This window comes from Flavobacterium sp., assembly GCF_024710485.1.
GTDB lineage: Bacteria > Bacteroidota > Bacteroidia > Flavobacteriales > Flavobacteriaceae > Flavobacterium.
Map to the genome: position 1 here is coordinate 1 of NZ_JANJUQ010000003.1, position 13,797 is coordinate 13,797.

Genomic DNA, 13,797 nt, shown 5'->3' on the forward strand with positions numbered 1-13,797 from the left:
CTGCAAAAGCCACGCGATCAATTTTTAAAACATCGTATTTGAAATTTTCAAAGATGGCACGAACAACCTTAACGTTAGGAGTTCTGAGTTTTAAGCCGATTTCGGTTTTAGGTTCGCCTTCGATATACGAGATTTCGTCTACAAATAATTTGTGTCCGTCTAAAGTTACGCCGCCGGCAATTTTTTCTAAGTCTTCAAACTTGAGATTGCGGTCTAAGCTGACTTGGTAAATTTTGGTCGATTTTTGGTTCGGCAAACTGAATTTGCGAATCATATCGGTGTCGTTGGTAAAAACCAATAATCCGGTGGTGTTTTTGTCCATGCGGCCAATGGGTTGGATTTTGGCTTTGGTAGCCGCACGAACCAATTCTAATACATTGCGATGATCGGCATCGTCTTCGTTAGAGGTGGTAAAGTTTTTCGGTTTGTTGAGTAAAATATATTCTTTGCGCTCCGGAGTGATTAGGGTGCCGTCGAAGTTAACCACATCGCCCGGTTTTACTTTGTAACCCATTTCGGTAATGGCAACACCATTCACTTTTACGTTACCAGATTGGATGTAAATATCGGCATCGCGACGGGAACAAATGCCCGAGTTGGCGATGTATTTGTTCAAACGAATATCGTCTGACTTTAAAGGTTTTGGGATATTGTTTACCGGCTTAGCGGTTTTTTTTGGAGCGGCTGCTTCAGTAGTTGGTTTGGCTTTTTTCGGGGCTTGAGCTCGCTTTGGCAGTCCACCCGGAATTGACTTTTTCGAATTTGGTCGAGAGCCGCCTCTTTTATTATTGCCTTCCTTCTTATTCATAATGCTGTAATTTAACTTCCTTCTGTTTGGCCATTTTGGCTCAGAATTTCGGCAAAGATACGCATTTCAATGGCTTATCCCGCCGATTGCAATGCCTTAGTTTGAATTTAGCCCCGATTGGAGCAACTATCCTTTTTTATTTTAGGAAAGGTATCTCGATTGGATTGGACTTGACCAATAAAAAAGATAGTGTGGAAAGCGGGAACAAGGTGTAGCAATGGCACTGACCTTTCGCTCCTAGCGAACAATAGTTTCCATTATTTTTTTGCCGTGAAGCAAGACCGACGGATTGATAAGTACTATACAGAAAACGCCCGAAACGACTAGGAATTTCAAGATGTTGTGCAGTTTCAAATAGTCGGGTTTGCCGTTGGATTTCCACAGTTTTTGAAGGAAGAAAATCAGGATAATCAGGCTGACGTAGAAATAGAGGTCCATGTAGCCCACTTCGAATATTTCGATTAAATAGTAAATCGGAATTAAGGTGGAAACGGTGAGTGCGGTAATGATTTTTTTAGCAAAAGTTTCGCCGTACAACACCGGTATGGTTTGGTAATCGTTGGCCACATCGCCTTTGAGGTTTTCTAAATCTTTGATCATTTCGCGGATGAGAATGAGCAAAAACAAGAAGGTCGCGTGGGCGAATATTTCCGGATATAAATTTTTGTAATACAGTAAGATGGCAAAGAAAGGCAATACGGCGAGAAAAGCTGCTGTGAGGTTTCCTACTACAGTGATTTTTTTGAGTTTATGCGAGTAAAACCAAATCAGGAAAATATAAGTAGAAAAGAACAGCACGGCTCTAAACGACACAAAAAAGGCCAACAGAAAAACCACAAAGTTCACGGTAAAATAAACTTGCAGTTTGGTTTTTTGGCTGACCAATCGGTCGAGTTGCGATTTGTTGGGGCGATTAATTAAGTCTTTCTTGCTGTCGTAAAAATTATTGATGATGTAGCCGGAGGCAATCGTCAAACTTGAAACCAATACAATGATAAACAGGTTGAAATCGAGCAATACATCGAGAGCTCTTTTTTCGGAAGCCATAATAAAAATGGCCGATAAATATTGGGCTAAGGCAATAATAGGAATGTTATAACCGCGCACCACAGAAAACATACTGATGATTTTCAGTACGGTGTGTTTGGTTTTTCGGCTCAGCATTTGGAAAGAATTAAAATTGGTAAACGACTTCCAATTTATAATCCTTTAGAGATTGTTTTGCTTTTTCTAAATCTTCGGTAAAACCTAAGATGTAACCGCCACCGCCGGAACCACAAAGTTTTAAGTAGTAATCGTTAGTGTCAATTCCTTTTTGCCATACGCCGTGAAATTCTTCCGGGATCATGGGTTTGAAATTGTTTAAGACTACTTTGGATAATTGTTTGGTATTGGCAAACAACGATTTCATATCGCCACCCAAAAAGCTTTCTACACAAGCATCGGTGTATTTGATGAATTGGGATTTGAGCATTTTACGGAAGCCTTCTTCTTTCAATTTTTCCATAAAGATGTTGACCATCGGAGCGGTTTCACCTACGATACCAGAGTCGAGTAAGAACACAGCACCTTTGCCGGTAGCACTTTGAGAAGGAATGCCGGTGGCTTCAATATTGTCTTTGGAATTGATTAGAATGGGAATGCTTAAATAGCTATTTAACGGGTCGAGCCCTGAACTTTTGCCGTGGAAAAAAGATTCCATTTGGCCAAAGATGGTTTTTAACTGCAATAGTTTTTCACGGGTTAAATTTTCTAATACCGTGATTTTATCGTTAGCGTACTTGTCGTAAATCGCTGCCACCAAAGCACCGCTGCTACCAACGCCGTAACCTTGTGGTATACTGGAGTCGAAATACATGCCACGTGCTACGTCCGCTTTTAAAGCTTCGATGTTGAAGGTCACTAACTCTGGTTGGTCTTGCTGCAATTGGGCTAAGTAATCGGCAAAACGACCTAAACTGGTGTTTGATTTTTGGGCTTCTTCAGTAGGATTTTCATCTACCTTGAGAGCACCGTTGTAAAAATTGTAGGGAATAGATAAACCTTTAGAATCCTTAATAATTCCGTATTCTCCGAAGAGAAGAATTTTTGAGTAAAATAATGGTCCTTTCATATTTTTATACAGTAAGGTTTAAGGCGCCTTCGCCAACTTGATCACAAATATAACTACCATTTTGACAATAGCCAACTAATTCGGCCTGAATAAATTGCAAAACGGTTTCGCTAACGTTTTCGGGATATAAAACGTGAACATTAGCACCGGCATCTAAGGTAAAACAAACCGGTGTTTGGGTTTCGTTTCTGAATTTCCAAATCTTGTTGATGATTTCCAAAGTGTTGGGTTTCATCAGGATAAAATAAGGCAGGGAAGTCATCATCATGGCGTGTAAAGTCAAGGCTTCACTTTCTACGATTTGGATGAATTGATTCAAGTCGCCGTTTTCTAAAACCTTTTTCAGGTTCGATAAATTAGAGTGCGCTTGCTCAAAGCGTTGTTCGGCAAACGGATGATTGTGCATTAGATTGTGGCCTACAGTACTGGATACGACTTTTTCGCCTTTATCGACTAATAAAATAGTGTCTTTGTAGTTTTTGAAATTGGCGTGAATGGTATTTGGAAATTCTACTCCGAACAAATCCGAACTGCCGTTAATAGAGGTATTATTGCCCCAAACCACCACGCTGCCTTTAACGCTTCGGCAAGCGCTACCCGATCCCAATCGGGCTAGGAAGGATGCTTTTTGGTAGAAGAAATCTTCCGTCATGTCGGGTTGTAGCGCTTTTTCCAATGACATGATATTCATCGCCAGAGCTGCCATACCGGAAGCTGACGACGCAATTCCCGAACTGTGCGGAAAGGTGTTTTGGGTATCTATGGTAAAATGATAGTCTTTTAAATACGGGCAATAAATGGCAATTCGTTCTAGGAATTTTTGGATTTTAGGCTTGAATTCTTCCTTGGGTTGGCCTTCGAAAAGTAAGTCAAAAGAGAAACTGCTTTGGTCTTGTTTTTGGGTAAAAGCTAATTTTGTTATGGTTTTGCAATGGTTCAACGTAAAACTCACTGAGGGATTGGCCGGGATTTGTTCCGATGGAATTGGGTTTGTTTCGTTGGTTTTTTCTTTCTTACCCCAATATTTAACCAAGGCGATGTTGCTTGGTGCGCTCCATTGAAAGCTTCCGCTGTCTATAGAAACTGAACTTGGTTTGGCAATAAAATCCTTTTCGGATAACATACTAGTCATTATTTTGAGCAAAGATACTTTTTTTAGGATACGGATGTATATTTGTTTAGTATATTTGACAAAAATTTAAACAAAATTATGCGCAAAGGTTTAAGACTCGCTCTAGTGGTTTTCACTTGTTTAACCATAGGGTATTTATCGGGTATGGTAACTCGGGAGAGTATTACCACTTGGTATCCCACATTAATCAAACCGGTTTTTAACCCGCCGAATTGGATTTTTGCTCCGGTATGGACTGTACTTTATATTATGATGGGTGTAGCCGGTGGTATGATTTGGAACCGAATGGAAACCGATGAAGCTGCGGTAAAAAAGGCATTTCAATTTTTTATCATACAACTGGGATTGAATGCGCTTTGGTCATACTTGTTTTTTGGTTTGCACAACCCGCTATTGGCTTTGATTGAAATTGTATTGCTATGGTTGATGATCTTTGAAACTTATAACCAATTCAAAAAAATTGACAAAACAGCCGCGTTATTGCTCCTTCCATATTTGGGTTGGGTGAGTTTTGCAACCGTTTTGAATACCGGTATTTGGTGGTTGAATCGGTAAAAGAGATTAATGCAAACTCACCACTTTAGCAATCTTCCATTCTCCATTGACTTGTTTCCAAAAGATGGTAAAACGACTGATTTTTGTTGGCTCATCCGGCGGATTGGTATTGTTGCTGAAAGAATGCAACCCAATTTCAACAGCACCATAATCTTTAATCGGATAAACTTCTATGCTCCCGGGAACAAGCGTTCTGGTGACTTTTCCACAGATGTATTTTTTGGTACCTTCGAGGATGTCTTTTTTCGAATTGGATAAACCACCTTGGTCGTGGTAAAATTCTATGTCATCTGTATAGAAATCAGCATATACTTCAAATTTGGTGTCGCAATGATTGTAAGCGTCAAAGAATATGCTGTCGAGTTTGACAATGGTTTTGTATAATTCCGGATTGTCAGGTGTGTAGTTTTTGGTCAGTTGGTAGTCGTTTGATTTTGAGGTGCTACAACTAACTAACAAGAGGAATAAGGCGAATGGAAGAATGTTTTTTTTCATGAGTTTGTTATGGCATTGGCTACAATGAATCCGCTTGTCCACGCATTTTGAAAATTAAATCCGCCCGTAATCGCATCAATATTGACAATTTCTCCGGCAAAAAATAAATTTTCGTGCCATTTGCTTTCCATCGTTTTAAAGTTGATTTCTCTTAAGTCGATCCCGCCGGCTGTAACAAATTCTTCTTTGAAAGTACTTTTGCCATTCACCTGAAATTGTCCGTTGGTGAGCTGGTTAGTTAAATCGGTCAGTTGCTTTTTAGTCAAATCCGCCCATTTGGTTTCGTTTGAAATGTTGGAGGCCAAAACCAAACTTTCCCAAAGACGGTTCGGCACCCGAGCACCAGCGAATCGGGCGTCAGCCAAATCAAACGGAGATTTTTTACTCACCACTTTCTTGGCGTGTTCTTGTTTGAGTTCTTTTAAAGTTTCCATTGCTTCGTCAAAAGTGACGTCATTGAGCCAATTGACTTCCAATACAAATTGGTAATTTTTCTCCGCTAAAATCCGAGCGCCCCAAGCGGAAAGCCTCAAAATTCCCGGTCCGCTCATACCCCAATGGGTAATCAGTAACGGCCCTGTAGCTTCGAGTTTAGTATTCTTCACTTTCACTTTAGCCAAGGCTGAAACGCCCATCAGGTCTTTGATGCGAGCATCTTTAATATTGAAGGTAAATAAAGACGGCACCGGTGGAATGATGGTATGATTCATGGTGGCCAGCAGTTCCCAAATCTTAGGATTATTGCCTGTGGTCATGACCAATTTTCGACAGGAAAAGGTTTCATGATGGGTTTCGACTTTCCAATAATCTTCTCCATGAAAAAGCGATTGTACACTTTGACCGGTTAAGACCTCAATTTTTAATTTTTGAGTCAAACCCAAAAAGCAGTCGATGATGGTTTGCGAGGAATCGGAAGTAGGAAACATGCGTCCGTCGTCTTCAATTTTCAATGCGACACCGCGTTTTTCAAACCATTCAATCGTATCGCCCGAACAAAATTGGTGGAATGGACCGCGCAATTCTTTTTCGCCACGCGGATAAAATTTGACCAACTCATTCGGCACAAAGCAAGCATGGGTTACATTACATCTTCCGCCGCCGGAAATACGTACTTTTTCCAATACGTTTTTCCCGCGTTCGAGTATGGCAATTTTCAGCTTCGGATTTTGTTCAGCGATATTGATGGCTGTAAAAAAACCGGCTGCACCGCCACCTACAATGATAATGTCGTACTTTGAATTCATAATCTTTCCGGAAAATCGGTTATGATACCGTCTACTTCCAATGATTTTACAAAGGTAATATCTTCGGGTTCATTTATCGTCCAAGGAAAAACTTTAAATCCTTTTTCTTTGATTTTCCGAACATTTTCAGCAGTTAGCAAATGAAAGTAAGGATGAATCGCTTCGGCTTTGATGAATTTGGCGAAAGCTATGGCCAAGTCTAAATCGGTTTCGGTCAAAGCCCCGATTCTAATCTCTTCATTATGAAAACGAACTTCCTGCAAGGCATTCCAATCGAAACTGGAAATCAGGATTTTGCTTTGGTTTAAACCACTTTTGGCTATCAAATCCAAAACGGGTTGCGTAGCCGAAAAGGTTTTGAACTCCACATTAATCTCGCAGCGATTGTCCACCAATTCGAATACGTCGCGTAAAGTCGGAATTCCTAACTGTTGTAATTCTTTAGCATTGTAATCTGTCACCAAACCTGTTTTAGAAGAGGTTCGGTCAATGGTTTCATCGTGAATGACCATCGGCACTTTATCAAAACTCAGTCGGACATCCAACTCAATCATATCCACGCCCAATGCAATAGCTTTCTCGAACGACGCCAGCGTGTTTTCGGGTAAGTGGCCTTTCGCTCCGCGATGTCCAATTTTGAGCATGGTTATAGTTTCTCCAATAAAACTAAGGTAAAATTAGTGTCCAAAATTACTTTGCCGTTTTCTACAGTAGCTTCTGCATTGGAATAGACATCTTTTACTCGCATTCCGTTGGCAAAAATAGTTCCTACAGTGATTTCTTTTTTCCCTTTCGGTAAATCCAAACCAACCACCACTTGGTCGCTGAAATTTCCGTGGGTGTAACTTCTGCTGAAGACATAAGGCGAAGCAACAATCATTTGGTGTACGCCGGCGCCAATCGCAGGATGGTTTTTGCGAAACGTTCCCAACAGTTGGTAATGTCTCAACAATTGGTTTTTAATTCGGTCGGTTTGCAAGTCGTTCCAGTTCATAAACGAGCGTAAAGTAGCATCGCCTTGCGCGCCTTCAATTTCTAAAGAACGCGCTATTTCATCTCCGTAATACACTTGCGAAATGCCGGGAGCTAACAACAACTTTGTTCCGGCTTCGAAGATTCTTTCTCTTTTTTTATCGAAAGGATAGCCGTCGTCGTGCGAGGTGGTGTAGTTCATTACGGTATGCCCTTTTAAGTCGTTTTGCAAAATATTGGCATATTTAGAGAACAACTCTTCATAGTTCATTTTGGCTTCGTTTCTGAAATCAAAATTGATTAAGCCCGAAAAACCATTGGCGTAATAATCTACTTTTTTATCACCGAAATCATACAGTCTTTTCGCTCCGATATTGTAGCCGTACACTTCGCCAACCGTGAAGAAACTATTGTTATCTAACACTTTTGATGGGTTGTTTTTTTTGAAATCAGCGAAAGCCATATCACAAACTTTCTTGAAGTCGGCCCAAACATCTTCGGTGGTATGTTTTGCAGTATCTACTCGGTATCCATCGATGCCATAATCGGTAATATAATCCGAAAGCCATTTCATGATATAGTATTTCGGTGCCCTCGGATAGCCGGTTTTTTTAAAGAAAGCGTCCAGTTCGGCTACTTCTTGGTCGTAGCGACCTTCTTTTTTCCATTTTTCGGCTAACATGGGCGGCAAGGCCACATTTTCGTTGCTTTCGGTTTTTACGTCAGGAAGGTTTTCCACCAAAGTACAATTAATGTAAGTATCGTAGGATTGATACGTACATTTAGGCGAAGTACGAACCCAATCACTAGGATAAACGGGATCGAGTTCTGTAACAGGTCCTGTGTGATTGATCACCGCATCCAACAAAATTCGGATGCCTTTGGCGTGGGCTTTTTCGACTAATTCTTTTAAATCCTCTTTGGTGCCGTAACTCGGGTCGACCGCCGTCCAATCTTTGGTCCAATAGCCGTGAAAACCATAAGTGTTTCCGGTGCCTTCATCTACCGAACCGTGAATTTGCTCAACCACAGGCGTCATCCAAATAGCCGTAATGCCCAAATTGGTAAAATAGCCTTCGTCGAGTTTTTGAATTACCCCGCGTATATCTCCACCTTCAAAACCACGTAAAACGCCTGTAGGCTTGCTGCGGTTGATGATTTTATCGTTGGCTGTGTTCCCATTTTGGAAGCGGTCGATCAACAAAAAGTACACGTTAGCACTTTCCCACACAAAAGGCGTTTGAGTAGTCGGAGCTTCTTTTTTTACCGTTTCTTTGGTACAATTGCAACCTATTAATAGGATGGACGCGGATAGTGTAAGTAGTATGTTTTTCATCTTAGTATTCAATTTTAATTTCAGGTGTAGTGCCTTTTTTCCAAGTGATTGGAATGGATAAAGTTTCGTTATTGGTTTTGAAAACTGTTTCTTGTCCGTTAACAAAAATACGTTTGGCCTTGATATTATGTACCATCACAGAAACATTTTTATCAGTTGTGATGTAGTTTTTTCCAACAGTCGTCGATAATTTTATTATTAATTCTTTGCCATTGCTATTGCCTTTGAAATTGAGTATTTCAAACTGTCCTTTTTCAAAAGCATTTGGCGTTTCGCCATTGTCGTTATATACTTTTCCTGTTGAGGTTTTCACACTGTCATCAAAATAGAAATGCAAGTTGAAATTTTCAAGCGAATATTTTGAAGTGTTTTGAATGGTTTCAATCATCGGCACAAAACTACCGCCACGGACGAAAGTAGGAATCGATGTTTCGGCTACAGCTACTGTTTCGGTGGAACCTGCAGTGTATTTTTTACCCGTGTAAAAATCAAACCAATTGTTGCTTTTCGGGAAATAAATTTCGGTACTCATTACACCTGCTTTGGTAATCGGTTTGATTAAAAACGCATTCCCCCAAAAATAACTTTCTTTTTCGTTCAGGAGTTTTTCGTTAGTTGGTTCTTCAAAGAATAAAGGTCGCATTAACGGCGTTCCTATTTGGTTGTTGTCGAAAGCCAAAGTGTAATTGTATGGTAACAATTGGTAGCGCAATTCCACTGCTTTTTTGGCTTTGGCCTTGGTGTGTACGTCTTTATAAGCTACCTCCGAAGCTACATCTTCTTGGGCGTGCGGACGGAATATTGGGTTGAAAACACCGTATTGCAACCAACGCAAATACAGTTCGTTGTCGAAATAATCACCGGCAAATCCGCCCAAATCCGAGTGCATATAAGCCATGCCTTGCATTCCCATTTGCATCGCAATTTCCATTTGCGATTGTAAACCGCCCCAACTGCGGGAAACGTCACCACTCCAAGGCATCATGCCAAAACGTTGTGAACCCGAATAACCCGCGCGCATTAGGATAAATGGTCGTTGGTTTGGAAAATCTTTTTGGTAACCATCGGCGATTAATTTGGCCCAATGGTGACCATAAATATTGTGCACTTCATCCGCTTTTCCGGCTGCGGTAAACACTTTGGACGGAAAGACTTCCGGTTCGCCCAAATCGCCCCACATGCCACCAACACCTTGGTTGATTAAGCGTTTGTAAACATTCCAAAACCATTGGTTGCCTTCGGGGTTGAAAATATCCACGACACTCGTATTGCCAAAGTAGAAATCCCATGTGGCCGGTTTGCCTGATTTATCGGTCACCAAAACTTTTTTATCAACGGCTTCTTGCCATTTGGAAGAAGTGGTTAAAATAAATGGCTCGGTAATCAAAACTGTTTTAACGCCTTTGGCTTTTAAATCGGCTATCATTTTTTCGGGATTCGGGAATTGGTCTTTGTCCCAGTCTAGGTTACCCATGGTACCTTTGACTTCTTTGCCAAACCAATACAAATCAAGGATAATCGCATCTACTGGTATGTTGTCTGATTGGAAACGGTTGATGGTTTTTTCGACTTCTTCTTGGGTATGATAACCAAATCGGCTGGAGAAATTACCTAAAGTCCAACGCGCCGGCATGGGTTGTTTTCCGGTTAAATCGGTGTAGTTGGAAATCAAATCTTCCCAAGTGTCGCCTACAATGACTTGGTAGGTTTTTCGGCCCGAAATGGTTTCATATTCTAAAGTATTGTTCTTTTTGCTGTCTAAATCCAAATGACCGATAGCGCCGTTGTCGAAATGGACCGCGTATAACTTAGAAGATAAAACCAAAGGAATGCAAAAATTCATCAGTTCGGCTCGGGTTTCATAACCGTAGTGCGCTCTATTGTACAAGGCCAAACGATTGCCTCGTCGGTTCATGCCCAAAGCACGAGCGCCGCCGCCGAAGAGCATTTCCGAATTATCGAGGTTGAATTGTAAAATTTCAGTACTGTCTTTTTTGATGTAACCGTTTTTTTCAGACAACAACACTTTTCCTTGGTTGGAATAGGTGATGCGAAAAGGCGACTTATTGATGACTACTGTAATGTTGTTGGTGACTAACGAGATTGAACTGTTTGTTTTAGAAACAGTAGCGTTGATTTTTTCCTGTGTTTTGATGACGGCATGTGAATTCGGATTGAATACTTCGCCGTTTGGAATGAAAGATGTTTCGACGATTTTATTCGAGTACGCTTTGATGCGATACGTGCCGTCTGAAGTTTTTACTTCTAACAGGTTGTTTTTCCAAGTATGGGAAAGGTAATTTCGGTTCGCATTTTGGGCGAATGTAATAGAAGTAATTAGGAGTAAAAAAAGTATTTTTTTCATTTGATATTTTTTTTGTCATTTCGACCAAAAGGGAGAAATCTCATAAATCCATGAGATTCCTCCTTTGTCGGAATGACAATTGAGTGATTATTTCAATTCAAATACCAAAACCGATTTGCCTTCGATAGTAATATCATTTTTCAAATCGAAAGTGGTTTCCGTGAAAATATCTTTACCTGATTGGTGATTTTTGATGTTTTCCAGGAATCGGTTGGTTTTGAGGGTTTGTTTTTCTTCGTTATTGTTTATCACAACCATTACACTTTCGGTTTCGTTGTATCTAAAATACACATAAACATTGTTTTCCGGAATATAATGTGTGGTTTTTCCATTATGGATAACGGTTTTGTTTTTTCGCCAATTGAATAGTTTAGCGGTAAAATCAAAGAATTTATTTTGCTCCTCAGTTCTGCCTGCTTTGGTAAAGGCGTTGTTAGTGTCGCCATTCCAGCCGCCCGGAAAATCCCTGCGGATATCCCCGTCGCCTTTGCCTTTATCGCCTGCCATACCAATTTCGGAACCGTAATAGATTTGCGGGATACCGCGAACGGTAGCAATTAATGTCATCGCCATTTGGTATTTTTTAAAGTCGTTTTTGTAAACTTCATTTAGGCGATTGGTATCGTGATTTTCCGCAAAAAGCAAAATGTTGTATACATCGGGATATAAGAAATCGTTGGTAAAACTGTCGTAGAGTTTGATGACGCCTTCGTTCCAGTTGGCTTTGTTCTCATTAAAAACGCCGCCACTGATGATACCTTGCAACATGAAATCCATTACAGACGGCAAGTGAGAATTATAGCTTTGGATGGCAGCCACTTTGCTGTCTTTTTGCCAATACGCAATTTGGGCATGATTGTACAGCCAGGCTTCGCCTACAATGTTAAAGTTCGGGTATTCATCTGTGATAGCTTTCGTCCAATTAGCGATTCCATTTTTGTCGGCATACGAGTAAGTGTCGACACGGAAACCGTCTAAATCGGCGTATTCTATCCACCAAATGGCATTTTGAATCAGATAATTTAGTACCAAAGGATTATTTTGGTTTAAATCGGGCATCGATTTAACGAACCAGCCGTCCATACAATTTTTGGTGTCAATAGCAGACGCATTCGGGTCGAATTGTGTCGTCATTTTGTAATTCGTTTGTCCGTAACCGGGAAATTGGTGCAGCCAATCGTAAGTTGGCAAGTCGTTCATCATCCAGTGTTTGTAGCCCCAATGATTGGTCACATAATCCATGATGTTTTTCATGCCTCGTTGGTGCAATTCGGCGCTCAAACGAACGTAATCTTCATTAGTACCAAAGCGTGCGTCAATTTTGTACACGTCCGATTGACCGTAAGTGTGATATGAACCGCGCTCATCATTGTCTTCGCACAAAGGTGTTGGCCAAATGGCAGTAGCACCGAGCGATTGGATATAATCTAAATTTTTGATAATGCCTTCGATATCACCGCCGTGACGTCCGTCTTTGTTGTTACGGTTGGCTTTTTCGGTAAGCTTGTCGTTGTTGTCATTATTGGGATTGCCGTTAGCAAATCGGTCCGACATGATGAGGTAAATAACATCGGAACTGTCGAAGCCTTTGCGGAAACGGGAGTTTTCTTTTCTTGATTTTAAGCTGTATTTGTGGGTAAACGACTTTTTGCCGTTTTTGAAAGTGAAAACCAAATCCTGAGCCGGACTGTTTTCGGTGTCGATGGTCACGAATACATAATTTGGATTTTCGGTTTTTTGAACGCCTTTGATTACGATTCCGTTGGAAACAGTCACTTCGTTTTGGGCGATGTTTTTGCCGTAGAACATAATTTGCAAATCGTTATGCGTCATGTTGTTCCACCAAAACGGTGGTTCTACGCGGTCTATTTGCGCGAAAGCGGAAACGGAAATCAAGAGAAAGAAATAGAGTTTTTTCATGTTGTGTTATTTGATAAACCCCATAAGGCATATAAGGACAAATAAGAAAAACTTAAATGAACTACATGCCTTATAGGGTTCAATTAATTATTTTATACAGTCACCAAACTATTCGGTTCAACCAAAATGTCTTTGCCGTTGACAAAAACAGTAATCGGCGAATTGCCTTCTAAGGTGAATTTGGTTTCGTTTTGATGCACCGCTACTTTTAGAATTTGGTTACGGAAATTAATTTTAAACGAATAACCGTTCCATTCTTTAGGGATTCTCGGTTCAAAATGCAACGTATTGTCTTTAACGCGCATACCGCCAAAACCTTCCACGATACTCATCCAAGTGCCGGCCATAGAGGTAATGTGTAAACCTTCTTCGACTTCTTTGTTGTAATCGTCTAAGTCTAAACGTGAAGTTCTTAAATAAAACGTATACGCTTGTTCCATTCTACCTAAAACAGCCGCTTGAATGGAATGTACACAAGGCGAAAGCGAACTTTCATGAACGGTAAACGGTTCGTAAAAATCGAAATGTTTTTCTAACTGTTCTTTGGTAAAATGATCTTCGAAGAAATAGAATCCTTGTAAAGTATCGGCTTGTTTGATGTAAGGCGAACGTAAAATTCTATCCCAAGACCATTTTTGATTGATTGGTCGTTGCGCTTTATCTAAATCGGCAACAGTAATTAATTCTTTATCTAGGAAACCATCTTGTTGTAGATATACGCCATGTTCTTCTGAATAAGGGAAATACATATTATCTGCCACTTTTTTCATAGCTGAAATTTCGGCTTGTGATAATTTCACTTTATTCATTATTCGGGTATAATCCGATGGATATTCGTTTTAAATTTTATTGATTTG

At 40.4% G+C, this 13,797-nt stretch carries 11 protein-coding genes and 1 pseudogene; 1 reads left to right on the top strand and 11 read right to left on the bottom strand.

The features are described from left to right. From Q0M21_RS00325 to Q0M21_RS00340, 4 genes are all read right to left on the bottom strand, one after another. A partial coding sequence (locus Q0M21_RS00325; RefSeq protein ID WP_295333097.1) for a pseudouridine synthase occupies positions 1-808 on the bottom strand: 808 nt, incomplete at its 3' end. Positions 809-1,045: 237 nt separating this feature from the next. Continuing rightward, positions 1,046-1,972: a geranylgeranylglycerol-phosphate geranylgeranyltransferase gene (locus Q0M21_RS00330; protein ID WP_295333099.1), complete on the bottom strand. Its 927-nt coding sequence runs from the start codon at positions 1,970-1,972 to the stop codon at positions 1,046-1,048. Between the two features lie 10 nt (positions 1,973-1,982). After that, a complete protein-coding gene (locus tag Q0M21_RS00335; RefSeq protein WP_295333101.1) occupies positions 1,983-2,921 on the bottom strand; it encodes a mevalonate kinase in 939 nt (312 codons plus the stop codon). Between the two features lie 4 nt (positions 2,922-2,925). Then, the gene (locus Q0M21_RS00340; RefSeq protein ID WP_295333119.1) at positions 2,926-4,044 is read right to left on the bottom strand and encodes a diphosphomevalonate decarboxylase; all 1,119 of its coding nucleotides are present in this window, start codon (positions 4,042-4,044) and stop codon (positions 2,926-2,928) included. An 87-nt stretch (positions 4,045-4,131) separates the two neighbouring features. On the opposite strand from Q0M21_RS00340, the gene Q0M21_RS00345 reads away from it, so the two are divergent. Further along, positions 4,132-4,608, top strand: coding sequence for a TspO/MBR family protein (locus Q0M21_RS00345; RefSeq protein ID WP_295333103.1), 477 nt, complete (start codon positions 4,132-4,134; stop codon positions 4,606-4,608). 6 nt (positions 4,609-4,614) lie between these two features. On the opposite strand, the gene Q0M21_RS00350 is transcribed toward Q0M21_RS00345, so the two are convergent. The 7 genes and pseudogenes from Q0M21_RS00350 to Q0M21_RS00380 all read right to left on the bottom strand — a co-directional run. Next, entirely contained in the window at positions 4,615-5,103 is a 489-nt protein-coding gene (locus Q0M21_RS00350) for a nuclear transport factor 2 family protein (RefSeq protein WP_295333105.1), read from the bottom strand. Continuing rightward, a complete protein-coding gene (locus tag Q0M21_RS00355) occupies positions 5,100-6,347 on the bottom strand; it encodes an NAD(P)/FAD-dependent oxidoreductase (protein WP_295333108.1) in 1,248 nt (415 codons plus the stop codon). Before Q0M21_RS00355 ends, Q0M21_RS00350 begins: the two co-directional genes overlap by 4 nt. Further along, positions 6,344-6,991 (bottom strand): glycerophosphodiester phosphodiesterase family protein, encoded by a 648-nt coding sequence (locus tag Q0M21_RS00360; protein WP_295333110.1) that lies wholly within the window; start codon positions 6,989-6,991, stop codon positions 6,344-6,346. Before Q0M21_RS00360 ends, Q0M21_RS00355 begins: the two co-directional genes overlap by 4 nt. Before the next feature lie 2 nt (positions 6,992-6,993). Further along, positions 6,994-8,655: an alpha-amylase family glycosyl hydrolase gene (locus Q0M21_RS00365; protein WP_295333112.1), complete on the bottom strand. Its 1,662-nt coding sequence runs from the start codon at positions 8,653-8,655 to the stop codon at positions 6,994-6,996. A gap of 1 nt (position 8,656) precedes the next feature. Then, a complete protein-coding gene (locus tag Q0M21_RS00370) occupies positions 8,657-11,020 on the bottom strand; it encodes a TIM-barrel domain-containing protein (protein ID WP_295333115.1) in 2,364 nt (787 codons plus the stop codon). Positions 11,021-11,107: 87 nt separating this feature from the next. Further along, positions 11,108-12,940 carry a glycoside hydrolase family 13 protein gene (locus Q0M21_RS00375; RefSeq protein ID WP_295333117.1) on the bottom strand — a complete coding sequence of 611 codons (1,833 nt, stop codon included), beginning with the start codon at positions 12,938-12,940 and terminating at the stop codon, positions 11,108-11,110. 92 nt (positions 12,941-13,032) lie between these two features. Then, positions 13,033-13,797 (bottom strand): annotated as a pseudogene (locus Q0M21_RS00380) (glycosyl hydrolase family 65 protein); the annotation flags it as partial.

Coding starts and splice junctions, on each gene's coding strand:
- Q0M21_RS00355 (WP_295333108.1), bottom strand. CDS start 6,347: ATGAATTCAAAGTACGACATTATCATTGTAGGTGGCGGTGCAGCCGGT.
- Q0M21_RS00350 (WP_295333105.1), bottom strand. CDS start 5,103: ATGAAAAAAAACATTCTTCCATTCGCCTTATTCCTCTTGTTAGTTAGT.
- Q0M21_RS00330 (WP_295333099.1), bottom strand. CDS start 1,972: ATGCTGAGCCGAAAAACCAAACACACCGTACTGAAAATCATCAGTATG.
- Q0M21_RS00335 (WP_295333101.1), bottom strand. CDS start 2,921: ATGAAAGGACCATTATTTTACTCAAAAATTCTTCTCTTCGGAGAATAC.
- Q0M21_RS00370 (WP_295333115.1), bottom strand. CDS start 11,020: ATGAAAAAAATACTTTTTTTACTCCTAATTACTTCTATTACATTCGCC.
- Q0M21_RS00340 (WP_295333119.1), bottom strand. CDS start 4,044: ATGTTATCCGAAAAGGATTTTATTGCCAAACCAAGTTCAGTTTCTATA.
- Q0M21_RS00365 (WP_295333112.1), bottom strand. CDS start 8,655: ATGAAAAACATACTACTTACACTATCCGCGTCCATCCTATTAATAGGT.
- Q0M21_RS00375 (WP_295333117.1), bottom strand. CDS start 12,940: ATGAAAAAACTCTATTTCTTTCTCTTGATTTCCGTTTCCGCTTTCGCG.
- Q0M21_RS00360 (WP_295333110.1), bottom strand. CDS start 6,991: ATGCTCAAAATTGGACATCGCGGAGCGAAAGGCCACTTACCCGAAAAC.
- Q0M21_RS00345 (WP_295333103.1), top strand. CDS start 4,132: ATGCGCAAAGGTTTAAGACTCGCTCTAGTGGTTTTCACTTGTTTAACC.